Raw genomic sequence first — 22,676 nt, forward strand, 5'->3', positions numbered from 1 at the left:
TTTTATCCCTTGTGGTTATCTTTGTTCTTTGCCTAAAGTTTTGCGAAATTCTGCATACTGGTTTAGATGAGCATCTCGAAGTAGATTGTGATTAGGGTAACTACGACGTAGATGTTGTAGATAAATTTTTGCATATGACTTATTGTTTTGCCGTAAATATGTTCGCAACAAAAGAATACTTTGTTCTATGGATAATTGGTAACTATCACGCATCTGCTTCAACATTTTTTGCGCTAACTTGTTTTGCCGAAGTTGAAAACTGAGAACCGCGGTCTTCGATATGGTTTTTTCACTTTGTGGTTTGATATCCCAAAGTAGTTTTTTTGCCGCAGTAAGGTCTTTGTTTCGAAATAACGATTGCGCTAAAAAATAACGATACACAGCGTTTTCAGGAGATTTTTTTACGGCTTGACGCCAATCTTCTATTGCGCGATTTTTCTTATTCGTTAAAAAGAATAAATAGCCGCGTTCGAAGTAGTATTCGCTGCGAGAGGGATCTAGCTCAATGGCTTTGTCCATAAAATCAATATAGTTATTGTGTTTTTGCGATGTATCCATAAGTTCTCGCAATATTTCTAAGTGGTTCCAATAGTGGTATTCTAAACTCTTACGCGAACCTCTTTTTCCCAGTGGGATGTTGTTATGCACTTTGATTTCGAGAAGCGAGTGAAATCCCTTTGCTGTAGCTTGGCGAATAAAAGTGTTCTGGGATGCGAGAGCATTTTCGTACAATTTTTGTCGTTGTTTATAGCAAAAAATTACCTGGGCAATATAGGCATTTTTGCGCAGATGATCGTGAGAACTTTGCGTGTACAAATCAATAATTCCATTGACTTTTTTGCGGTCATAATAACCATGCTTACGTAAGATCGATTGCCAAATGGCTTTGACGGACTTTTGCAACGGCTTTGGAATATCTGGTGGAATTCTTTGTCCAATCGTTTCCAGACTCAAACCATAAAAAATATGTGCCTTAATGTCATTGTTACTTTCATGTGGCAAATTGCGCAGTGCGCGACAATCGAAGATTGCTGTCAAGTAGTAGGCCATGAATTTGAAATAATTGTTTTTTTCTTTGGTAATAAACGGTACTGTCGCTACGACCATCCTGATTAAGTTGCGGATACGCGCCATAGCGATTAAGTCGTTTTTCGCAGCGTAAGTGACATGATGGTTGGTCAAACTTTTTAGTAGTTCCATGTACATGTACACTTTGACAATCGAACTTTTATTCTGTTGAGGATGTAGCGGCTGTTGTGTAAAAAATTGAAAAATCATTTTTGCTTGTGGTTCTTTCGTGACAGCAATGGAAAAAGCTTTGCATACTAATATCGTCTGTGAGTAGCGCTGAAAGCATTTCCATGTCCATGGTACAAGGCCATCATGGTTATTTTTTTCTAAATAATGTAGGAGAATTGCTTGTATAAACACATCGTTTTTTGCCGCTGTTTTTTCAAAAAGTGTACGGTTTCTCTCCAAGAAAGAAGGTGAAATATTTTTCCACAAGTAGTAATGGGCAAACTTTTGTTGCGATATTTTTTTATTCGCGATCGTTTCCTTCAGGATAGCGATTGCTTCCGGCTCTTGCCATAAACTTGCGGCGGCATAAAGTTTTATTTTTAAATTGTTGCTGCCTAGTAAAGAGCGCAGTTGTTGTTTTACCTGTATACCAGGTGACGAATTACTGTATAAAGCGTAAATGGCCATGCATTTCACGAAGTTGTTATCGTTTGTTGCAATGATGTCGAGTAGGGTTCCTTCGGAGATAAAGAACTTGTGATTGCGCAGAACAATACAACTCAAATCATGTACCGTTCCTACTTGCTGTATGCGATAGAATTCAAGTTGCTCGAATTGATGCAGTTTTCCCAATGTGTCCGCTGCCAAATAACGTATAAAACTATCTTGTTTATTATCTAACAATATCTCTTGTATTTGAGGAATGTGCTCGCGTAATTCTCTTAGGGTTTTCGCATTAGATTGCAAAAAAAAACGCGCCATTACATGATTCAAAGCTTGATTATATTCGCGTTTTTTTTGCCGTACGATTAGTTTTTTGATTTGCAGTAAACGCCTGCGTGGTTTTGGAGAAACCGTTTGTAAAAATGTATCAAATGTCTGTTCCCAATTTTCTTGATAGCGTGCGTTGCGCAAGCCAAGTAAACTGGCTTGGTATATTTCCTGGGCGGCATCAGGATTTGCCAACACCGCAAAATACGTGTGGAGATTAATCTGTGGTTTTTGACCGGTGTAAAATCGCCACTCGTTGTAAGCTGTGGCATATGTGTCGCGTATATTCGCCATCTCTTTGTCAAATAAACTCGGAGAACGTATTTGTAGATCAAAACCTTTGTCTACATAAAACTTCATAAAGTTAAAGCTATCTGGCACTCGGGTAGCATCTTGTAAGGTTAACTGTAACATCGCTTTGAGTGCATTCTCGTTGTCTGCTTGTTTTTCTAACGCAGTGGTTATATTTTTAAAAGCACTGTCGAGTTGCTTGAGTTTTATCTGCGTTCGCGCCAGATATACAAAGTAATCGCTATTGTAGGGAGACAACCGTAGACTCTTTTCAAAGTAATGTTGTGCTTTACTAAGATTTTGCGAAGTATGGGCGTTTTGTAAATAGGTGCGTCCTAAATATTCGTAAATAAGCACTGTTTGTGAAAAGCGCTTTTCCAGGGGTTTTAACAACGAAATGATTGTCTTAAAGTGTTTTTTACTATCGAGAATGAATAAACTCTTCGCGTAAAAAAACTGAGCATTGACCACTTGTGATGATCGCGGAAATTTATCGCGCAGTTTTTGAAAAAATGTGATGGCTTTGAGGTATTCGCTGTTGCGAAAAGCAAGTTGTCCACGGATCGCTAAGTATTCAGGAGTTTTGCTTGTGACTTGATTGATATAACGTTGTGCTTGGCTTAAATCTTGTTGCGCTAAATACGCTCGGGAAATGGCCAACAATAGCTCGTCGGTCTTGTTTTTGGAGAGTTTAGCAAACTCTGTTAACGCGGAGTCGTATTTTTTCATTTTCACCAAAATAATTACCATTTTTTGCAAAAGGTTTTGTTTGGCGTTGTTAGATACTGTTTTTTTAAGTATGTCATTCAAATATTGTCCGGCTTCTTCATATGCGCCATATGAAATCAAGTTATCAATATAGTTTATCTTTTGTGACAGAGGTAAACTCTCGTAGGACAATTGATCAATGTTCAAGGTGTTTTTTTGTGGAGATGTGGAGAAAACGAAAAAAATTGCTGCCATTACAGCGACCAATAACATGAAAGCGCAAAATATTATCTTACGACCAAGGACAAATTGAAGTCGTGATACTGAGATGTGCTTTCCATCGCAAAATGCCTGTAAATCGTCGCGCATTTTTTTGGCTGTATAGCGCTTTTGTGGTGATTTGCGCATGGCTTTTAGACATATGAGTTCTAACTTTTGTGCAATACGTGTGTTTATCTTGCGCAATGGTGTAGGATCGTCGTTCATGATACTATGAAATACTTGTATTTCGCGAGCGCCATCGAAAGGGAGTTCTTTGGTTAGTAGTTGATAAAGAATGACTCCCAAACTAAAAATATCACTGGATACGTTGATTTGTTTGGGAAACTCAATCTGTTCCGGAGACATGTAGTAGGGAGTTCCTAAGATCTGCCCAGTTGTGGTTAGGGAATAATCACCGCCGATTGTTTTTGCTAAACCAAAGTCCATGACGATCGGTATGCCTGTTTTGTCAACGAGAATGTTTCCCGGCTTTAAATCGCGATGTACGACATTGTTCTCGTGGGCATAGACTAAAGCATCGAGTATGCGAATGACTATTTGTGCAATACGTCGTGAAGAAAGATTATTTTCTTCCACATGGCTGAATAAATCAGATCCTTCGATGTATTGCATCACAAAAAATATGTAATCGTGTGTTTCCCCTGTTTGGTACAGCCTCACTATATTGGGATGCACAAGTTGTGAAGTTAATTGTGTTTCGCGTAAGAAACGTTGTCGACTCTCTTCATGAATGGTCGCTTTGGGAATAACTTTAATCGCCACTTTACGCTTGAGTTTTTCATCCCAGGCTTTGTATACTGTTCCCATTCCACCTTTCCCGCAAATACTGGTAACTCGATACCCTGGTATACTGGGAGGGGAAGATGTCACAAAATCTTTGAGACCCAATAAGTCATCATGAAGGTGCTGATTTTGTGGAGGTTGATGGTCTCTATTATGGTGTTTGGCTGCTTGTGTTGTCTTACCCTTGCCAACAGATTGTCCATCAGATTTTTTTGCCATTGTAAACTCCACGAAATCAATTATTTCCATCAAGATATATACAAAAACCGTATATTTATTATCGCAAAAACTCAAAATTACTTCCAACAAAAAAACCTTTAGGATTTAGATGATGTTTTCAGACTACATATCACCGCTTTTCCTTTTCTTAGTAGGAATAGCAATGGCAGTAGTAAACATCCTTGCCGGCGGTGGATCTATTCTTAGTATACCAATGCTTATTTTTTTTGGAATTTCTCCCACAGAGGCAAATGCCACCAACCGCGTAGCAATTCTTATGCAAAACACCAGTGCACTTTTGTCTTTTGCACGACAAGGAATTGTTGTGATCAACGAAGCGAAAATAATGATTGTCCCTAGTTTATGTGGTGCATTTTTTGGTGCACACCTGGGAGTGTACATTGGCAATGAAATTTTTAAAAAAATTTTCTCGACGGTGATACCGATTGCTCTGGCCACTATGTTTTTCAAACAACGGAATGTCGAAGTGGATACAATGAATAAACCGCTATTAATGAGTGTCTTTTTTTGTGTAGGAGTATATGGCGGATTCATTCAGGCGGGAGTAGGGTTTATTATTATACTAGCATTGACTTCATTTACCAATTTTGATTTAATTCGTATCAACGCAATCAAGGTGACAATCGTATTTTGTTACACAATTGTTGCCGTTGTTATTTTTATGATAAATGGAAAAATTCAATGGACTCCTGCTATACTTCTATCGTGTGGTGCAGTTATTGGTGGATGGTTGGGTAGTTACATTAATGTAAAGTTAAAAGACGTATGGGTAAAATGCTTTATTTTGGTGTTGGGAATACTTTTTTCTATACGTTTAATTCTTTCGTAAAAGGGCTTTCGTGTGCAGAAGTTGGATAATACCCATATTGTAATTATGGCTGGAGGAGGGGGAACGCGCTTTTGGCCAGCAAGTCGCAATATTTTCCCCAAACAATTTTTAAAATTGGTTGATGATACAACAATGTTGCGCAATACTCTACAGCGCGTTTTTCCGTTGGTCGAACCCGAGAATATTTGGATTTTGACCAATCATTTATACAAAGATATCGTGATAGGAGAAGCGCGTGAAATTCCGCAAAAAAATGTTATTGTCGAACCACTACGTCGCGATACTGCCGCAGCGGTAATGCTAGCAGCAAGTATTGTGAAGGCGGAAAATCCTAAAGCAAATATGTTCGTGATGCCCGCAGACCATGTCATCACACCACAAGAAAAATTTCATGACGAATTGATTTTGGCAAATGAATATTTAGTAGAGCACGATAGTTTATTTACGTTTGGCATTGCTCCTACATATCCGTCTCCGCAATTTGGTTACATAAAGGTAGATGCGAAAGACACTAAAGTAACATCGGTAAGAAAATTTGTAGAAAAGCCAACAATTGATGTCGCTAAAGAGTACTTACAACAAGGAAAATACTTTTGGAATAGCGGAATATTTGCGTGGAAAGTGAGCACGATTGTTGATAAGTTTGCACGTTTTTTACCCCAACACTACCAAGGAATTGAGACTCTTTCTGAGAGTTGGAATGGTGACAATTGGCAGCAGAATTTGGAAAAAGTATTTAGTAGTTTGCCATCTATCTCTATCGATTATGGTATAATGGAAAAAGAGCAAGATGTCTTTATGCTCCAAGCATCCTTTTCATGGAATGATGTTGGATCGTGGGAAGCTCTAGAGAGTTTACATCCTGGAGAAAATTCTGTGGTGGGGGAGCACATAGGGATCGACACGAAAAACTGTGTGATATATAGTGGAAAACAGTTGGTGGCAACTATTGGTGTTGAGGATTTAGTTGTTGCCGCCACAGAGGACGCCATTCTTGTCGTTCCTAAAAACCAAACATCTAAAATCAAAAAACTTGTATCTCTTCTCAAAGAGCAAGGCCAAGATCAGTACCTGTAAGCGTTTATCTAGAAAGCGATTTCATGCAAATTTTTAAAGGTAGTCAAGAGGATTTAAAACGAAAGTTTGAGCTCAATCCCCTTACTGTTACCTGGGTAGGGATTTTGCGAAGTAGAAATATTTTTTGCACCGAACCTGTCTTGGAATTGTGCCGTGCTGGGGGACCTTTCGAGGAGATGTTCAAAGATCGCACGTTGATAGGATCTCTCGATAGCCAAGCGCAATTTAATGCACTGCAAGAACAATACAATACTCAGGAGTTTTTTCAACTCATTTTGTTAGATAATGGCAGCGAAAAAGTGATTGCCTTAGAAGATGAGGTGATTGCCGAGCAAGGCTGGAAGCAAAGTGCCCCAGAAGAAACAGCGTTGTCCAATGTTTCTAAATCGCCACTAGTACCCAAGATGAACATCAAAGGTGTTGAGCACCTATTCGGCGAAGAAGAAATAGCGCGTTTAAAGATGATTATTGCCACAACGGTTTCGTCATCAGAGAAGATCGAAGCGATCCGCAAAATTTCTTTGTCACAAGTTGATGAGAAAGACAAATCGTTGTTATTCCTACATACTCTAGGAGATCCAGACGTTATAGTGCGTAGTGAGGCAGCAAGTGCGCTGGAAAAAACAGGGTTTGATGAACAAATGGGCAATGCGATTATTGCTCTGTGTACAGGAGACGACAAACAACAAAAACACGCGATTAGTAGTTTGGGCAATTTGTTTTTGGAAGCTTCAGAATTCGAAAAAGGGGCCATATTACAAATTTTCCTAACGACAATCAAAGACAAAAACTACCATCAACATGTTCTAAATATTTTGGAAATACTCGCGAATATTATTCCCGATCTTCCGGCAAATAAACCGATGATTGAGCGTATTATGCTCAATGCGTTGGAAAATTTAATTAGTGACTTTGACCATCTGTATGAGAAGATGTATTTAATTTTCAATGCATTAAAAAAGCTAGATGAAAATTATGTAGGGGATTTTCTGTGGAAAGAAATAAAAAAGTCTAGTGAACGACGACTACGTTCTTTCTTGCTGACCCTAATTGTTGACGTTCGCGACTGCGATGAATCAAAAAAATTGATGGTTTTGGAAGTCGGTTTTGGAGATGAAATTGATCCTATCTACATTCGACTAAATAATGCGATAAAGTCATTTGGGGTTAAAATTCTCGATGTTCTCACCGAACGTTTTGAACAGTCAAAACGCGTTACGGAAAAAATACAACTGTTGCAAATTATGCAAGAGATTATCTCTGGTGGGGTAATTTCTGCGAAGAAAGATAAGATTGTCGAAATTTTTATCAAACAATTTGCCACAGCCCATAAGGCTTTGTGTAATTCAATTATGGAAATGCGATTGCTTTTCGACGAAGAGGTAAGTGAAAGTTTGCGTTTACAAATGGCAAAAGAGCTATTGGTAAACTTGGATACGGGAACGATAGATCAATATCATGAAGCGGTACGTTCTTGTTTAATACGTATGAAAGGTATCGCAGTTACCGCGACACTTAAAGTACTAGAGAACCCCATTTCCGTTGAGCAGGCTCTTTTTGCGGGATCGGCATTGGGAGACGTGGTTATTAACTTAACCGATAACATTGATGACGAAGTGGATAGAATCCAAACATTTTGCTTTTCTCAAATAGAAGAAAAACCTGAACATATAGAAGAGATATACAAAGTTTTGGGGCGATTAACGACTATTGCGAAGGCGGAAGATGCAAAAAAAATAGGACAGTATCTTCTCGACAATATATGTAAGTCGTACCGTCCATATGCGGTAATTCAAGCCTTATCTTGGGTTGGACTTAGTCCACAAATAGAGCATGAACTTAAATTTGATATCGGTTATTTGTTTATGAGTCTTCTCGACCGCGATGTGAGCGGAGATTTTACCCAAAGTAAGGAGTTACCTGAGAATGAAACTCTTTATGAAATCGACATGAAAGTATCTGCGTTTACCGACTTAATACCGTTTTTAATTAAAGGTCTCGAAAGAATGGTTGTTTCTGAAGACACTCCTACGTCTCTACAACAAAAAATTACTGAGCGTCTATTGCGTAAGTGGGAAGACGTGTTGTCGTATAAGATGATTTGGGGACCAAAAAATACTCTAGACTTAGCCTATGCTTTGCAGCAAATTGCTATTCATGCAGACGAAGACACAAAAAACAAAATTATAGAGTCGCTATTTAAAAAGATAGAAGTATTTTCCATTACGGAATTACTTGTCGAAATTTTTGCCCAGGATTTTTTAGCGGATAACGTTGTAAAATCAGCACGTATTACGGTAGAAAAGTTATTAGAATTCAACAAGGACAAAGATTTTCAAGGGCCGGAAGACAAGGCTGTTATTATGCGTTGTATTGGCAAAATGGCAACAGCAAAAAAACTCGACGTCGATGAACTCAAATCGGAGCAACTACGTGAACGATTGATTTTTTCTTTGTTCGAAGGGCTTCGCGACCGTATTTTTCGCGTACAAAACATTTTGCAGGAAGTGGCAGGTTGCGCGCATGTGTCAGAAAAACTAAAGCAAGAAATAGAAAAACGTTTAGCTTGATCTGTTACGGAAAATCCTACATACTAGAAATAATAAAGATCTAGGAATGCCATCAATAAAAATATTGTGTTATCCCTGCCGAAGTAGGAATTTACAATGTGAAGTTGACTTGTAAACGCCTGGATCCCTAATCAAGTTAGGGATGACCGTGGGCAACAACGAGCTGTTGTTTTATATTTAATCAAACTACTTCAACTTGCTGTTGGAATTGTACAATTTGATCGTATAAAATGTTGTACAGTTATTACTTACGGTCAAAATTGCAAAACCATTTTGTTTTGTAGTTCCAGAGAACAGCTCGCTTTTTATGAGATAGAGCTATCGCGAAGTGTCATTCCTGCGAAAGCAGGAATCCAGCAATGTGAAGTTGATTTGATGGCGCCTGAACCTTGGTAAAACCAAATAAGAAATATCATTTTCTGTGGTAAGGAGTGCTATTTTATGACAAAGATAATAATACTATTTACTGTAGTGCTTTTTGCGACGACAGTAGTTGTGGGTGAAAAAAACGATGAGTATGTGAGTGCTCTTCTGGAAAGTTTAAACGATGAAAATCCGATTGTTCGTGACCAAGCTGCAGAAAAATTGTCGTTACAAGGCGAAGATATTATTCCTCTGCTAATGGAGAATTTCAGCAAGGACAGCTATGCTGTGCGGCGGACAAAAGCGTATGTGATTGGACAAATAGAAACCAGGAACAGCATTAAATATTTACTAGAAATACTCAAAGATAAGGATGAAGGTGTTCGCAATGTTGCCGCGTGTATGTTGCTAAATTTATCCGATAAATTTCCTATTCTCGAAAAATTGCAGGGACTTCGTACCACTGTTCCGCAAATACGCGAAACTTTTACCGACTTACGTAGAAGTATTATCTACAAAGAAATCGAACAAGAGTTGCTTTACTATGTGTCCCCCGATGGGAATTCAGGATATTTTACCGGACAATTTGCGAAGCTACAGCGTAAATGGAAACATGAAGCCATTATTCCTCTTTTAGACATTTTTAGTGATCCCGAGTATCGTTATGTGAACAATCACATTAATGATGATCGAGAAACAGCGCGACAAGTTCGATTTCTTGCCGGAGAGGGATTAGCGGATTTAAAAAACATTTATACCACCAATTTGCGTCTTAGTGTAAAAAGAGCCTTGGATGATATGGTTCGAGAGATGAGATCCGAAAATCAACAACTCGATGACTATATCAAAGGGCTTGTGAATAAAATACTATACAATATTGGCTATACGGCAAATTTCGATGCCGAACTACGGCGTTTAAAATGGCGACTACGTATGAATCCAAGAGATCGCGATACGTTATTTGAAATCGGAATGAAATATTTGCAAATAGGTGATACGAAAAATGGTATTTTGTACTTAAACAAAGCCGTGGCTGTGAGTCCCAAGGATGGAATTACCTATTACAATTTGGCATGTGCATATTCGGTGGCTGGTCGCGTAGAACTGGCAATGGATGCCTTAGAAAAATCAGTGGATTATGGCTATACAGATCTTGACTGGATGCTAAAAGATGGTGACTTGCGCAATGTACGTAAACATCCACGATTTGTAAAATTGGTAAAAAGGCTGGAAAAACTAAATGCAGGTAAATAGGTTGTTGTCGATGAAAGTTATATTTTTACTGATGCTTGCCATTTGCGGGTTGTCCGCGTCTCTAGATAAACAATATCTGCAAGCATATGAATTTGCGCGTAACCCTAGGGGGTTAAATTATACACATGGACAAGCTTTTTTATGGGCAAAAAAATTTGTCGAAACGAAAGGAGTCTTTCGCCAGAAAATTTTAGTTGCGCAGTACCAAGAAGCCTTTGATTTTGCGACAGAGTTTCTTGAGATATCCACTGACGAAGCAGATATTTGGGCAAAAAATCTTATTTTACGTCGAGGAACAATACCACTACGCGCGGATATAAGTAGCGAAATGAACACTCTGCTCAATCGTATTACCTTTACGGCGGAAGATGGTAAAACTTGGGTGGAGGAATTTTTATTTTCTTCCGCGCCTTTATACACAAAATTGGATATGCTAGACATGTATCGCGATGTGTATCTTTTTTGCCGGACAAATTACCTTGTCGCCGTCGACGATGAAACGGCACGTAAGATGGCGAACAAATTTGTTCAAAACCGCTTTCGTTTCTATAGTGATCGAAACCTGGTTGAGCAGTACGTGGTCGCCTTTGAGTTCGCTTTTAACTCTGAAGGACTGCGCCTGAGTTTTGAAGAATCCGTACAGTGGGCACAAAGTTATATAAAAAATCATGGTGTGATAAGCCGCGAGTTAGGGCTAGGTGATCAGTACCGTGAAGCATTCTTATTTGCACGCAGTAGTGGTGGTTTGAGATTAAGCGATGAAGAATCAGTACAATGGGCACGTGGTTTTGTACAGGCACATGCTCAATTTTCTCTCAATCAAGGTCTTCTAGATAAATACCAAGAGTCTTTTCTGTTTGCTTATAACGGAGAAGTGCTAGAAATGCTTACGAAAATGCGCGACGCTCCTCCTGGCGTTTTTCTTGTCGATGAAGCACAAAAATATGCGCGAAATTTAGTTCAGAGTAGAACGGAAATAAATCCACTAGGCAACCTTTTAACCCAATACCAAAACGCTTTTGTATTTGCTCATTCCAGTGATGGGTTACGTTTAGAATATTATAAAGCAAAGAGTTGGGCCAAAAAATTTATGGAATATAGAGTACAAAGATAAAGTGAGGAATTTACAATGATGAGATATACAATGGTCCTTTTTTTTCTGTGTTGCTACACTTTTACAACAACAGCAGTTCATGCTGATGATAAAGAATTGATTTATGCAGCTCTAGAAAAGATCATTATACTCGAAAAAACTGTTAAGCGTTTAGAATCTAAAATAGTCGCGCTTGAGAAAAAAATTGAGCAAATGCAGCAACCAACCAAGAAAGACAATATGTCTTCAGATGTTGCTCGCGAAATACAAAAAATTAAAGATCGTTTGGCAAATAAAGAACAAACAGATGATAATAAAGATCTGACACAAGTAACGCCACCAACAAAATTGGGGAAGTCAGACATTTTAGGGTTTGATTTTGTTGGTACCAAAACATATAGCTGTGAAGAAAAAACAAATACAGTAAAAGAATATATCCATACAGAAACAGGTATTGAATTTGTATTAATTCCCAGTGGAACTTTCAAAATGGGTAGCAGTTACGGACAAGAAAACGAAAAACCTATTCATAAAGTTACCTTAGATGATTTTTTGATTTCGAAATATGAAATTACGCAACTCATTTGGCAAAAAATAATGCAGGGAAATCCTTCTTATTTTAAAGATAAACACAAGCCTGTGGAACGCATTTCGTGGAACGATGTTCAAAAATTCTGCGAGAAGACGAATTTGCGCTTGCCCACAGAAGCGGAATGGGAATATGCGTGTCGCGCAGGAACAACATCTTTGTATTATTGGGGAACACAAGACGCTACAGAGTATGCATGGCACTGGGATAATAGTAGTCGCACAACACATCGCGTAGGCTCAAAGAAGCCAAACGCGTTCGGTTTATTCGACATGAGTGGTAATGTGATGGAGTGGTGTTCCGATATCTACGAAGAATATACTAGCGCAGATGTCACCAATCCCAAAGGTGCGGAAAAAGGTTTTGATCACATATTACGCGGAGGAAGTTGGTACAGTGATGTGAAAGAATGTCGTTCCGCATACCGCTTGCGCAAACCACCGCGACACTTCAAGTTTAATATTGGATTCCGCGTTTGTAAATCTTTAAAATAAATAGTGCGTCAAGGCCATTGATGCTCATGCATGAAATAAAAACTTCCCCAGAGTGTCATTCCCGCGTAAGCGGGAAACCAGCAATGTAAAGTGGATTTGTAAACGCTGGATCCCTGCTTTTGCAGGGATGACACCATAAGAAGTTTATATCTTAGCTTGATAGCCAGCAGGGAGGCCCCTTACTCAACAGTTCTAGAGAACTCCCTGAGTTAGTTGCTAACGGGCTTAGACTCGCAAACGGACTTGGGCTCTATTATGCGTATTTTGGCATTTAAATTACTTGCTCGTCATTCATCTGTGTAATTTGTGCGTCGCTGTATTGTAATTCGCGTAAGATGTCCTGTGAATGTTCACCAAGAAGCGGTGGTGGCAAACGGTAATTCACAGGTGTTTCGCTCAAGTTCATTGGATTTCCTAGCGATTTCACCATACCAATGACCGGGTGTTCCAATTCGACAATCATTCCACGTGCCAGTAAATGTTCATCATTTAAAGTTTCCTGAGGCGCATAAATCGGTCCGCTAGGGATGCGCGCTTGTTGTAACTTTTCCAACCAATAACTACTGTTGTGTTGCCGCATACAATCACTCAATAATTGTGTTAATTGTGGACGATGTTGTAAACGTAATGTATTGTTGATAAAACGTTCGTCCTCAGCCACTTTAGGGTAGTTAATTACGTCTAAAAAACTCGTCCACAATTTTTCACTTCCCACTCCAACAATAATCCAGCCATCTGCTGTAGGCAGTGGTTGGTAAGGTACAATAGAGGGATGAGTGTTACCTATTTTTTGTGGTGCTACACCTGTTGCAAGGTAACTACTCGCAACATTCGCCAACCATGTTGCTTGGCTATCAAAAAGAGCATTGTCGATACTTTGACCTTTTCCCGTACGTGTGCGTGCAAAGAGAGCTGTCACAATCGCAAGAGCTGTGTATATCCCCGTTGTGATATCTGCGATTGGTGTGGGGAAACGCATAGGATCACTTCCTGTCTCCCCTGTTAGTGACATGCAGCCACCCATTCCTTGGGCAATGACATCGTAGCCTGGTCTCTCGGCATAAGGACCAGTATTTCCAAACCCAGAAATGCTCGCCCAGATAAGTTGCGGATTTATATCATGGCAATACTTTTCATCTAAACCAAGCTTGGTGCGCGATGACTTGCGAGGGACATTGTGAATGAGAACGTCGGCTTTCTTGATGAGCTTAGCCATGACCTCTCGCCCTTTTTCTTTACCTAAATTAAGTGTTAAACCACGTTTGTTGCGGTTGGTTCCAAGATAATACGCGCTTACCTCGCCAACGAAAGGTGGCCCCCAACCTCTAGATTGGTCTCCTTTTCCCGGCTGCTCGATTTTAATGACATCGGCTCCGAAGTCACCTAGTATTTGTGCACAATATGGACCAGCAAGTGCTGATGTGTGATCGAGAACAAGTATTCCCTGTAAAGCATTGCTCATTATTTTTCCTCATAATTCTAAATTTATTTTTGTATAACTTGTATAACAATATCTAAAAACATCAAAGGCGGGAGTGCAAGAAAAAATTATCCTAACTTTTAATCAACGATTCAATTTTGTTGTTGAATGTTATAACGCTTTATTTTATCTTTATGAGAACTGTTACAAAACGATGAAAGGAATTACCATATGTATGCATTATTTATCTCTGACTTGGCCGGTGTATGGGTAGAAATATTTGGCGCTATTTGCGTTTTATCTATCGGTTGGTTATGGGGACGTTGGCGATCAGGAGTCGCTTGGAAACAAAAAAGATTTACAAATCGTGTTGTTCTTTCCTTAAACTCACTTACCTATAAAGAAGTGGAAAGTGAAGGAAAAACAACCAAACGACCAGTACTACAGTTGCGTACTATATTTGAGCGCGATGCAATTTATGTTTTTCAAAATGAAATTATGGCGGAAATTTTGAACAAATGCATCAAACAAGTAAAACCTAGTGACTGCCTTGTTCATTTCGCCAAAGAAGATTCTTGGTATATGCTTAACGCTATCTTAAACCAAATTTGCGAGCGCTTTGCCGACGGAATTTTGAAAAAAGATATGGGAATGCCCATTGAAACTAGATGGTATACTTTTTGTGTAACATACGAATTAGAAGGTGCAATTCGTACTCACAAACCAAGGGTTATGATCATGGAAAAAGAAGCTTTTGAGAACTTTCCCGACGATGATCCTGAAAACTTTGTGTTAGAAGCGGAAACTCATACCACTCGTGTAAAAACTTTGCAACATTTGAAGAAACAACGCCAGAAGTATCCACATTTATTTATGGACATACAATTAAGTTTTTAAAGGAAGTAAAATGGATGCGACAAACACAAATGGAATTTTAATGGTTAACTTAGGAACACCAGACTCGACAAAAGTATCTGATGTACGCAAATATTTACGACAATTTTTGATGGACGAGCGTGTTATTGACAAACCATACTGGGTACGTAAACTCGTAGTGGAGTGTTTTATCATGCCCACGCGCCCCAAAGCTTCCGCTGAAGCATACAAGTCTATTTGGTGGGAGGAAGGCTCTCCGTTACTTATTTTAAGCCAAAGACTACAAAAGCTTTTACAAGAAAAAGTAAAAACACCGGTTGCACTAGGTATGCGTTATGGAAACCCTTCTGCGGAAAGTGCGATTTCGGAACTTTTGGAAAAAGTAAAGGATCTGAAAAAAATATTTTTGATACCACTATACCCTCATTATGCGATGTCAAGTTATGAAACAGCCGTTGTTGATGTGCAAGACACCATAAAAAAGATGAAACTTGATGTCGAACTCGACGTACTTCCACCGTACTACCAAAATGAAAAATATATCGACGCCTTGGTCGATAGTGCCAAAGAACATCTAGAGTGGGACTATGACCATTTACTATTTAGTTATCATGGTATTCCTGAACGGCACTTGTGTAAAGCAGATCCTACAGGAGAACATTGTCTTAAAGTAAAAGATTGTTGTCATGTACCATCTGAAGCGCATAATGTTTGTTATCGTCACCAAGTATTTCGTACTAGTGAAGAATTTGTGAAAAAAGCAAATATTCCCGAAGGTAAATACTCTGTATCTTTTCAGTCGCGACTCGGTAGAGATCCATGGCTTACACCATACACCGATGCAACATTTACCAAACTTGCGGAGTCAGGTGTGAAGAAACTTTTACTTCTTTCTCCTGCCTTTGTTTCTGATTGCCTGGAAACATTGGAAGAGCTTTGTGAGGAGGGGGCGGAAATCTTCGAAGAGGCTGGAGGGGAAGAATTACGCGTAGTTCCGTGTTTAAATGAAAATAAGGTATGGGTGGATACTCTAGCTTCGTGGTGCAAAGAAAGAGGCTTTGAGTAAATAAAAAAGCGAACCAAAATTCCACATTGTGTTTCTATTTTAAATAAGAGCGTGTTTACACGCTCTTATTTATTTACATGCAAAAAATTATGAATTTTCCGCACAAACTCTTGTCACTTCTTGCTTTAGTCGTTTTACAAGCCAACTTAGTCCGTTAAGACGCGTCATCCCCAAAATTTGTACCAACCCCAGAGAGTTTAGTAGCGTGTTGGGGCATTCCATAACCTCTTGTGGAGTTTTACCGTCAAAAGCGTCGAGGAGTAATGCCACAAAGCCTCTGACTGTCGGGGCTTCACGGGGAACATCTACAAATATTTGAACTTTTTGTTCTTGCATCTCTACCCATAGATGTACAGGAGTCTGGCATTCATGGAGTCTGTTTTTTCCTTCATCTCGCGCTTTGTGGTAGCGTTGTGGTAAGTCAGGTAAATTTTCGGAATAGTCCATCAATGTATCTAACTTTTCATCGCGCGACATCAATTGAAAATCATCTATAATTTCCTGTAAAGTACTCATGAACGACACTTTCTATGGTTTTTCAATGGGAACGCGAACCAAATTTCCCCACTCAGTCCATGACCCATCATAATTTCGCACATTTTTGTAACCTAGCAAGTAGCGAAGAACAAACCATGTGTGAGAAGAACGCTCACCGATACGACAATAAACGATGACATCATCCTCTTCGGCAATGCCGGCACCTTGTGCATACAATTCTTCTAAGGCTTTTCTATCTTTAAAAGTGCCATCGTCGTTTGCTGCTTGCGACCATGGTACACTTTTCGCTCCCGGAATATGACCACCACGTAGAGAACCTTCCTGCGGATAGTCTGGCATGTGCAAAAGCTCACCCGTGTACTCGCCAGGGGAACGAACATCGATGAGAGGTTTCTTACCATCAATATGTTTGAGAACATGTTCGCGAAATGCACGAATTTCATCTTCGTTAATTTGTGAAACTTTGTACTCGGTTGCTGGAAAATCAGGAGTATCTTTGGTCATCTCTCTGTTGTCATTCACCCACTTTTGACGTCCACCGTTTAACAACTTGCATTTTGTATGACCATACATGGTAAATGTCCAAAAAGCGTAGCATGCCCACCAATTGCTTTTGTCTCCGTAAAATACTACTGTTGTGTCATTGCTGATACCTTTTTTCGACATTAGTTCTTCAAATTTTTCTTTGCTGATATAATCGCGAATGAGTTCGTCTTGTAAATCGTTTTGCCAATCAATTTTGACGGCATTGCGAATGTGCCCTGTGTTGTATAGTAAAATATCTTCATTAGATTCTACGATACGGATATTTGGATCATCAATGTGTTCTTGAAGCCAATCAGCACTGACAAGAACGTCAGGATGTGTATATTCACTCATGAGTTTTCCTTTGTAATTAAAATTATATACTGTAATAAGCATATTCTAACACAACAACTAATTGTCTTTCCAAAAATTCAAAGGATTTTTTTTCTTTGGCTTTTGAATGACAATTGTTGAAAGTTCCATTGCCATTGAACGTAACAATGTTACCTTTCTCTTTGGAAAGTATCTTTTACCATCTATCATGGTTGGGATCAATTTTTTTTGTTCAATCATGGATTCTAAACCATCTCGGTCTGTTTGCAGCTCTAGCATTACCTCATTTTCGTTGTAATAATCTTTTGTACTTTCTTTTTCCGGGGTTTCTTTTTTGGTGCTGCCAAAAATCAAAGGTTGCTTCACCGGTTTTTCAATAACTACCGTCGAAGATTCCATCGCAACAGAGCGCAACAATGATACTTTTTTCTTTGAAAAATATTTTTTGTCTTCAATGAGTGTTGGAGTGAGTTTTTTCTCCTCTATCATTTCTTCGAGACCACTAATATCGACTTGTAATTCTTTCATTACCTCGTCTTCGCTAAAGTAAAGATGTTTATTTTCCGCAGTATCTTGATGTTTTTGTGGTGTGGAAATGGTTACTTGAGGTTTTTCGTCTTCTCGTGAAGGTGAAATGTCCAAAGGAGCGTTACTAAATGTGTCTTTACTTTCTTCCAATGTGTTTGCGTCAACTTTTGTAAAATTTGGTTTTTCTTCAGTGATCGCATCGCCTGTTGCCGTTTCTTGAGTACTTTCAGAAGTTGTGATTTGTTGCTCGCTCTCAGGAACTGTTGTCTGTTCACTCTCAGGCGTTGTGGTTTGTTGCTCGCTCTCAGGAACTGTTGTCTGTTCACTCTCAGGCGTTGTGGTTTGTTGCTCACTCTCAGGTGTTGTGGTTTGTTGCTCACTCTCAGGTGTTGTGGTTTGTTGCTCATTCTCAAGCGTTGTGGCATCTTCCGTTTCGGAGGTTGCGGTTTCTTGCCCACTTTCTGAACCAGCAACTGTGGACTCCGATGTTTGTTGTTGACTTGGCGCTTGTTCTTGCACTTCAGAAATTTTAGCTACCGTGTCACTGGTGGCTGTAGGGAAAGTTGGCTGCATTCCCATTGCAACCAAAGCTTTCTGTAATGAACAAAATGCTTCCAGCAAGTTTTGACTGTCCTCCAGAGCTTTTTGTGTAGAAGGTATAAGTTCTATCATTTTTTGGGTGATATCTTGTAGATTGCTATTAAATTCGCTATCGGATATTTTTTGAGAAATATTAGGAAGCATTTCTTGAAATTTGTTTAAATAATCAGAAAATTCGCTTAGAGACATAGTAAAGTTACCTTTCTATGAAGGATTACAATCCAGGACAGTTACATTCTTATAAAATAGCAAAATTTACCAATTCTGTAAAGAAACGAACAAAACCTTTGGCAAACTGTAATATTTTTTGTGCGCATTTGTACTACAAATGCAAAAAGATTTGACAGCCAAAGAGAAAAGCAATAAGATAAACAAATTCTACCTGTATTTGATATTGCAAGTTCTATAAAACTAATACAAAATACGAGTTTCAGAAAAAATCTGAATGTACCGTCTCACTTGCAATAATTACAAGGAGATATCTGGTTATTTAATCCAGATACCTAATCATATGACAAATGAAAAAGAAACTTTTGAAACTTCCATCAAGCGTTTAGAACAAATAGTTAGCGAGCTGGAAAGAGGAGATCTTCCATTAGAAGAATCCCTTGCAAAATACGAAGAGGGTATAGAACGTTTGCGAAGGTGTCACTCTATGCTGGAAGACACAAAGAAAAAAATTGTGATGTTGACTAAAAATCCTGATGGATCTCTAAAAGAGACTGATTTTGAAGGTAAAAGACATTAATTACTTTCTTGTTCTCTGGAATTAAAAACTACCTTGGATATTGCCCTAAATCATTGATTTAGTAAAAACTAGATCGCCAAATCAATGATTTAGGGCAATGGTTCTATTTCTTACAGTTCTTGGAGAATACCACAAATTTTTTTGGAACTGTGTAACAAAATGGTTTTGTAATTTTGACCGTAAGCCATAACACTCCAACATATTACACGACCAAATTGTACACTTGCAACTACAAATTGCAGAGTTTTGATTTAAATAAAACAACAGCTCGCTGTTGCCCACGGTCACCCCTTGCTTAAATCCAGAAGATTCAAATTATCCAAACTGGTCGTCCTAAACCTTAGAAAGGAGACTCGAGGTTAAGCTTCGCAACCGCAGCTGCTCCCTCAACTAAAGGGAAATCCTCGCATAGAATATGGAATATCCACAGCTAATAACAAAGACAAGAACAGAGCTAGAAGAGTTTTTGTCAAATGCAATTCCACAACAACAGACAAACACCGAATTACTTCTTGATGCCATGCGCTATAGTGTTCTTGGTGGTGGAAAACGCCTGCGCGGTATTATTACGATAGCTATTTGTCGTTTACTTGGTGGAGAGGATGCCAACTGTTTTCCCACCGCGAGTGCGATTGAAATAATTCACGCATACTCACTAGTTCACGATGATTTACCGGCAATGGATAACGACGATTATCGCCGCGGAAAATTGTCCACGCATAAAAAATATGGTGAAGACATGGGAATATTAGCCGGTGATGCTCTTTTGACATATGCATTTTGGATAATTGCTTCTAAAACAAAGGACAAATCAATTGTACCGCAGCTTGTCGAAGATGTGTCTTTTTTTTCTGGTCTTGGTGGAATGGTCGCAGGGCAAGTAAATGATATTAAGAACGAGAACAAAGAAATCTCCTTTGAGTTACTTAATTATATTCACCGTCATAAAACAGGTGCGCTAATTTCTCTGGCCGCGAAATGCGGTGCCACTTGTGCAAAAGCGAGTGAATCACGGGTGAAATCTCTCGAATCATTTGGGGCGAAAATTGGTTTGGCTTTTCAAATAATGGATGACATTTTAGATGTTACCAGTACATCGGAGAAAATGGGTAAGAAAGTTGGTAAAGATAGCGACAAAGGCAAAAATACCTATCCTAAATTTTTAGGAGTAGAAGAATCGCGCAAGCATGCTGAAAAGCTTATTTCTGAAGCGAAAGAACTCATTTTAGATATACCTAATGCCGGTTTTTTAGAATATTTAGCGGATTATGTTGTGAATCGAGAAAACTAAAATGGAAAAATTTGCCCTTGTTGCAGATTTTAGTAAATCAGAGGTGAGAAAAGCAGTTAAAGCTTTCCAAGCTTCCGTAAAACCCATCGAGTTAGTCGATTGTTTTGAAAAGCCAGAGCAACTAGATAGCTCTATTATCTCTCAAAAAAAAATACAAGGTATCATCGTTTTTGGAGGAGATGGATTTATTTTATCGACAGCTCGCCAACTTGATGCTCCCATCCCTGTAGTAGGAGTTAATTTTGGGAAAGTTGGTTTTCTAACAGAAGTTTCCATCAGTGAGTTACCGCAGTGTATGTCGAAAATAGTGAGCGGAGAATTCACGGTTCAAAAACGGATTATGCTACATTTTGAAATTATTCGCGATGGAGAGGTTGTCAACGAAACAGTGGCTTTGAATGATGGGGTGATAAAAAACGTAGCGTCGCGTCTGATTTGTTGTCAGATAAAGGTGAACGATGAAGAAATGTGTACTTATGGTGGTGATGGGGTGATCATTTCGACTCCTGTAGGCTCCACAGCTTATTCAATGTCAGCTGGGGGACCAGTACTAACACCCGGTATGTCAGCGATGATTATAACCCCTATTTGTCCTCATACACTGACCATGCGACCTGTTATTATTCCATCGGACAACACCATAGAAGTTTGTTTTTATCCACCATATCCGGGAGGATGTATTTTCACCGCAGATGGTCAAATATATTTTGATCTAAACGAAAATGATATTATTAGAGTAAAACAAGCAGAGAGGTCTTTTCATATCCTAAAGACAGGTAATAGAAATTTCTTTGATATTCTAAAAGAGAAATTTTCTTGGGGCGGAAAAAAGTACCTTATGCAACCATAGAGTATTTGGTATTGTTGTAAACAATACAACTGTAAAATAAAAAAGAAAGGCAATATATGAAGTTAGGTCTTGTTGCTGACATTCATGCAAATTACGAAGCTTTGTCCACAGTGCTAGAACACTTCCAAAAAGAAAACGTCGATCAAGTTTACTGTTTGGGGGACATTGTAGGGTACAATGCAAATCCTGCTGAATGCATAGAACTTTTACTTGAACACAATGCTTTGTGTATTAGCGGTAACCACGATCGATTTGTTTCTGGAGAAATTGACGCTGTTATTCGCAAAGAAACGCGACATGTGATCGAATACACAAGAAACATTCTCACCACAGAACAAATGGATTTTGTCTCGTCATTACCCGAAGAAAGATCTTTGCAAGATGTCATTTTATTTGTCCATGGTTCTCCAAGACACAAAGACGAATACATTAACTCTCTGCAAGTTGCAAAAAATAATCTTCAACTCTTAAAAACGGAACATCCAGGTGTGGGGATATGCTTTTATGGACACACACACTTACCTTATGTAATCTCTTCGAAATATATAGAAACAGATATTCACAAGAGTACAACTTTTGAATTAGATCGCAATTTAACATATCTGATAAATCCTGGAAGCGTAGGACAGCCAAGAGACCAGTGTCCTCTTTCTTCGTGTGCAATCCTTGACACCGATGAATATAAAATTCATTACTATCGTTTAGAGTACGATATCGCCACAACACAACAAAAGATAAGAGACATTGGTTTCGACCATAAAATTGCCGACAGGTTAGCAAAGGGAAGATAATGAACAAACGACGCCGTATAGTTGCCATTTGCGGACGTAGCGGCAGCGGAAAATCTTTTTTAGTAAAGCGATTTACCAATTATGTCAAAGTTGGTACCGACGATTTTTATATTGGCAAATCAAAAATGGAGCCAGATGAAAACGGAGTGTATAACTTTGATAATCCGAATACGGTAGATTTGGAAGCGTGTGCTAAAGCTGTGATTGATCTCGCCGAATCTCCTACGGGTGCTAAGATCACCATTCCAAAATACGACATGAAAATTTCGGAGCCTTCGGGAACAAGAACACTGATAGCTCCCAGTGAAGATGGGATTATAGTGGTGGAGGGAATATTTTCTTTTCATCCGCCACTTTTAGATCTAGCATCACTACGTATTTTTATGGATCCACCTCCTGAAGTTATTCTCGCACGAAGATATCGCCGTGATATCGAAGAAAGAGGACGAACTCCTAAAAGTATATTAAAACAGTATCCAAGCGTGATAGAAGGCTATGAAACTTACATTCGTCCTATGCGCAAATTTGCTGATTTAGTTATTGATTTTGGTTGTTTGATTTAAAGGA

General features: G+C 38.9%; 18 protein-coding genes. 13 read left to right on the top strand and 5 right to left on the bottom strand.

Annotated features, from left to right (window positions below):
• Nucleotides 1–15 precede the first annotated feature (15 nt).
• A complete protein-coding gene (locus tag UABAM_RS21680) occupies nt 16–4,293 on the bottom strand; it encodes a serine/threonine-protein kinase (protein WP_173013479.1) in 4,278 nt (1,425 codons plus the stop codon).
• A gap of 112 nt (nt 4,294–4,405) precedes the next feature.
• On the opposite strand from UABAM_RS21680, the gene UABAM_RS21685 reads away from it, so the two are divergent.
• From UABAM_RS21685 to UABAM_RS21710, 6 genes are all read left to right on the top strand, one after another.
• Nucleotides 4,406–5,143, top strand: a complete 738-nt coding sequence (locus tag UABAM_RS21685; protein WP_261344010.1) for a sulfite exporter TauE/SafE family protein — start codon at nt 4,406–4,408, stop codon at nt 5,141–5,143.
• A gap of 12 nt (nt 5,144–5,155) precedes the next feature.
• Nucleotides 5,156–6,220 (top strand): mannose-1-phosphate guanylyltransferase, encoded by a 1,065-nt coding sequence (locus UABAM_RS21690; RefSeq protein WP_151970087.1) that lies wholly within the window; start codon nt 5,156–5,158, stop codon nt 6,218–6,220.
• A gap of 23 nt (nt 6,221–6,243) precedes the next feature.
• Nucleotides 6,244–8,790: a hypothetical protein gene (locus UABAM_RS21695; protein ID WP_151970088.1), complete on the top strand. Its 2,547-nt coding sequence runs from the start codon at nt 6,244–6,246 to the stop codon at nt 8,788–8,790.
• A gap of 441 nt (nt 8,791–9,231) precedes the next feature.
• Complete coding sequence (locus tag UABAM_RS21700; RefSeq protein ID WP_151970089.1) at nt 9,232–10,407, top strand: TPR end-of-group domain-containing protein; 1,176 nt, start codon at nt 9,232–9,234, stop codon at nt 10,405–10,407.
• A 10-nt stretch (nt 10,408–10,417) separates the two neighbouring features.
• Nucleotides 10,418–11,521 carry a hypothetical protein gene (locus UABAM_RS21705; RefSeq protein WP_151970090.1) on the top strand — a complete coding sequence of 368 codons (1,104 nt, stop codon included), beginning with the start codon at nt 10,418–10,420 and terminating at the stop codon, nt 11,519–11,521.
• A 15-nt stretch (nt 11,522–11,536) separates the two neighbouring features.
• Nucleotides 11,537–12,583 carry an SUMF1/EgtB/PvdO family nonheme iron enzyme gene (locus tag UABAM_RS21710; RefSeq protein WP_151970091.1) on the top strand — a complete coding sequence of 349 codons (1,047 nt, stop codon included), beginning with the start codon at nt 11,537–11,539 and terminating at the stop codon, nt 12,581–12,583.
• A gap of 271 nt (nt 12,584–12,854) precedes the next feature.
• On the opposite strand, the gene UABAM_RS21715 is transcribed toward UABAM_RS21710, so the two are convergent.
• The gene (locus tag UABAM_RS21715) at nt 12,855–14,045 is read right to left on the bottom strand and encodes a CaiB/BaiF CoA transferase family protein (protein ID WP_151970092.1); all 1,191 of its coding nucleotides are present in this window, start codon (nt 14,043–14,045) and stop codon (nt 12,855–12,857) included.
• A gap of 189 nt (nt 14,046–14,234) precedes the next feature.
• Here UABAM_RS21715 and UABAM_RS21720 point away from each other — a divergent pair, with 189 nt between their 5' ends.
• Together UABAM_RS21720 and hemH are read left to right on the top strand one after the other, a co-directional pair.
• Complete coding sequence (locus tag UABAM_RS21720) at nt 14,235–14,900, top strand: hypothetical protein (protein ID WP_151970093.1); 666 nt, start codon at nt 14,235–14,237, stop codon at nt 14,898–14,900.
• 10 nt (nt 14,901–14,910) lie between these two features.
• Nucleotides 14,911–15,945, top strand: a complete 1,035-nt coding sequence (hemH, locus tag UABAM_RS21725) for a ferrochelatase (protein ID WP_151970094.1) — start codon at nt 14,911–14,913, stop codon at nt 15,943–15,945.
• Between the two features lie 87 nt (nt 15,946–16,032).
• On the opposite strand, the gene UABAM_RS21730 is transcribed toward hemH, so the two are convergent.
• Genes UABAM_RS21730 through UABAM_RS21740 form a run of 3 tightly spaced genes read right to left on the bottom strand, consistent with a single transcriptional unit; the run spans nt 16,033 to nt 18,618 of the window.
• Nucleotides 16,033–16,461, bottom strand: coding sequence for a SufE family protein (locus UABAM_RS21730; protein WP_151970095.1), 429 nt, complete (start codon nt 16,459–16,461; stop codon nt 16,033–16,035).
• Nucleotides 16,462–16,473: 12 nt separating this feature from the next.
• Nucleotides 16,474–17,322 carry a sulfurtransferase gene (locus UABAM_RS21735; RefSeq protein WP_151970096.1) on the bottom strand — a complete coding sequence of 283 codons (849 nt, stop codon included), beginning with the start codon at nt 17,320–17,322 and terminating at the stop codon, nt 16,474–16,476.
• Between the two features lie 57 nt (nt 17,323–17,379).
• Complete coding sequence (locus UABAM_RS21740; protein ID WP_151970097.1) at nt 17,380–18,618, bottom strand: hypothetical protein; 1,239 nt, start codon at nt 18,616–18,618, stop codon at nt 17,380–17,382.
• A 322-nt stretch (nt 18,619–18,940) separates the two neighbouring features.
• On the opposite strand from UABAM_RS21740, the gene xseB reads away from it, so the two are divergent.
• From xseB to UABAM_RS21765, 5 genes are all read left to right on the top strand, one after another.
• Complete coding sequence (gene xseB, locus UABAM_RS21745) at nt 18,941–19,177, top strand: exodeoxyribonuclease VII small subunit (protein WP_151970098.1); 237 nt, start codon at nt 18,941–18,943, stop codon at nt 19,175–19,177.
• 415 nt (nt 19,178–19,592) lie between these two features.
• On the top strand, nt 19,593–20,468 hold the full coding sequence (locus UABAM_RS21750; RefSeq protein ID WP_151970099.1) for a polyprenyl synthetase family protein: 876 nt from the start codon (nt 19,593–19,595) through the stop codon (nt 20,466–20,468).
• A gap of 1 nt (nt 20,469) precedes the next feature.
• On the top strand, nt 20,470–21,318 hold the full coding sequence (locus UABAM_RS21755) for an NAD(+)/NADH kinase (RefSeq protein ID WP_151970100.1): 849 nt from the start codon (nt 20,470–20,472) through the stop codon (nt 21,316–21,318).
• A 56-nt stretch (nt 21,319–21,374) separates the two neighbouring features.
• Nucleotides 21,375–22,109: a metallophosphoesterase family protein gene (locus UABAM_RS21760; RefSeq protein WP_151970101.1), complete on the top strand. Its 735-nt coding sequence runs from the start codon at nt 21,375–21,377 to the stop codon at nt 22,107–22,109.
• Complete coding sequence (locus UABAM_RS21765; protein ID WP_151970102.1) at nt 22,109–22,672, top strand: uridine kinase family protein; 564 nt, start codon at nt 22,109–22,111, stop codon at nt 22,670–22,672. The genes UABAM_RS21760 and UABAM_RS21765 overlap by 1 nt, the downstream gene beginning before the upstream one ends.
• Nucleotides 22,673–22,676 lie beyond the last annotated feature (4 nt).

The sequence above is a fragment of the Candidatus Uabimicrobium amorphum genome (assembly GCF_009002475.1).
Classification (GTDB): domain Bacteria; phylum Planctomycetota; class Uabimicrobiia; order Uabimicrobiales; family Uabimicrobiaceae; genus Uabimicrobium; species Uabimicrobium amorphum.

Coding starts and splice junctions, on each gene's coding strand:
- UABAM_RS21680 (WP_173013479.1), bottom strand. CDS start 4,293: ATGGCAAAAAAATCTGATGGACAATCTGTTGGCAAGGGTAAGACAACA.
- UABAM_RS21685 (WP_261344010.1), top strand. CDS start 4,406: ATGTTTTCAGACTACATATCACCGCTTTTCCTTTTCTTAGTAGGAATA.
- UABAM_RS21695 (WP_151970088.1), top strand. CDS start 6,244: ATGCAAATTTTTAAAGGTAGTCAAGAGGATTTAAAACGAAAGTTTGAG.
- UABAM_RS21700 (WP_151970089.1), top strand. CDS start 9,232: ATGACAAAGATAATAATACTATTTACTGTAGTGCTTTTTGCGACGACA.
- UABAM_RS21705 (WP_151970090.1), top strand. CDS start 10,418: ATGAAAGTTATATTTTTACTGATGCTTGCCATTTGCGGGTTGTCCGCG.
- UABAM_RS21710 (WP_151970091.1), top strand. CDS start 11,537: ATGATGAGATATACAATGGTCCTTTTTTTTCTGTGTTGCTACACTTTT.
- UABAM_RS21715 (WP_151970092.1), bottom strand. CDS start 14,045: ATGAGCAATGCTTTACAGGGAATACTTGTTCTCGATCACACATCAGCA.
- UABAM_RS21720 (WP_151970093.1), top strand. CDS start 14,235: ATGTATGCATTATTTATCTCTGACTTGGCCGGTGTATGGGTAGAAATA.
- hemH (WP_151970094.1), top strand. CDS start 14,911: ATGGATGCGACAAACACAAATGGAATTTTAATGGTTAACTTAGGAACA.
- UABAM_RS21730 (WP_151970095.1), bottom strand. CDS start 16,461: ATGAGTACTTTACAGGAAATTATAGATGATTTTCAATTGATGTCGCGC.
- UABAM_RS21735 (WP_151970096.1), bottom strand. CDS start 17,322: ATGAGTGAATATACACATCCTGACGTTCTTGTCAGTGCTGATTGGCTT.
- UABAM_RS21740 (WP_151970097.1), bottom strand. CDS start 18,618: ATGTCTCTAAGCGAATTTTCTGATTATTTAAACAAATTTCAAGAAATG.
- xseB (WP_151970098.1), top strand. CDS start 18,941: ATGACAAATGAAAAAGAAACTTTTGAAACTTCCATCAAGCGTTTAGAA.
- UABAM_RS21750 (WP_151970099.1), top strand. CDS start 19,593: ATGGAATATCCACAGCTAATAACAAAGACAAGAACAGAGCTAGAAGAG.
- UABAM_RS21755 (WP_151970100.1), top strand. CDS start 20,470: ATGGAAAAATTTGCCCTTGTTGCAGATTTTAGTAAATCAGAGGTGAGA.
- UABAM_RS21760 (WP_151970101.1), top strand. CDS start 21,375: ATGAAGTTAGGTCTTGTTGCTGACATTCATGCAAATTACGAAGCTTTG.
- UABAM_RS21765 (WP_151970102.1), top strand. CDS start 22,109: ATGAACAAACGACGCCGTATAGTTGCCATTTGCGGACGTAGCGGCAGC.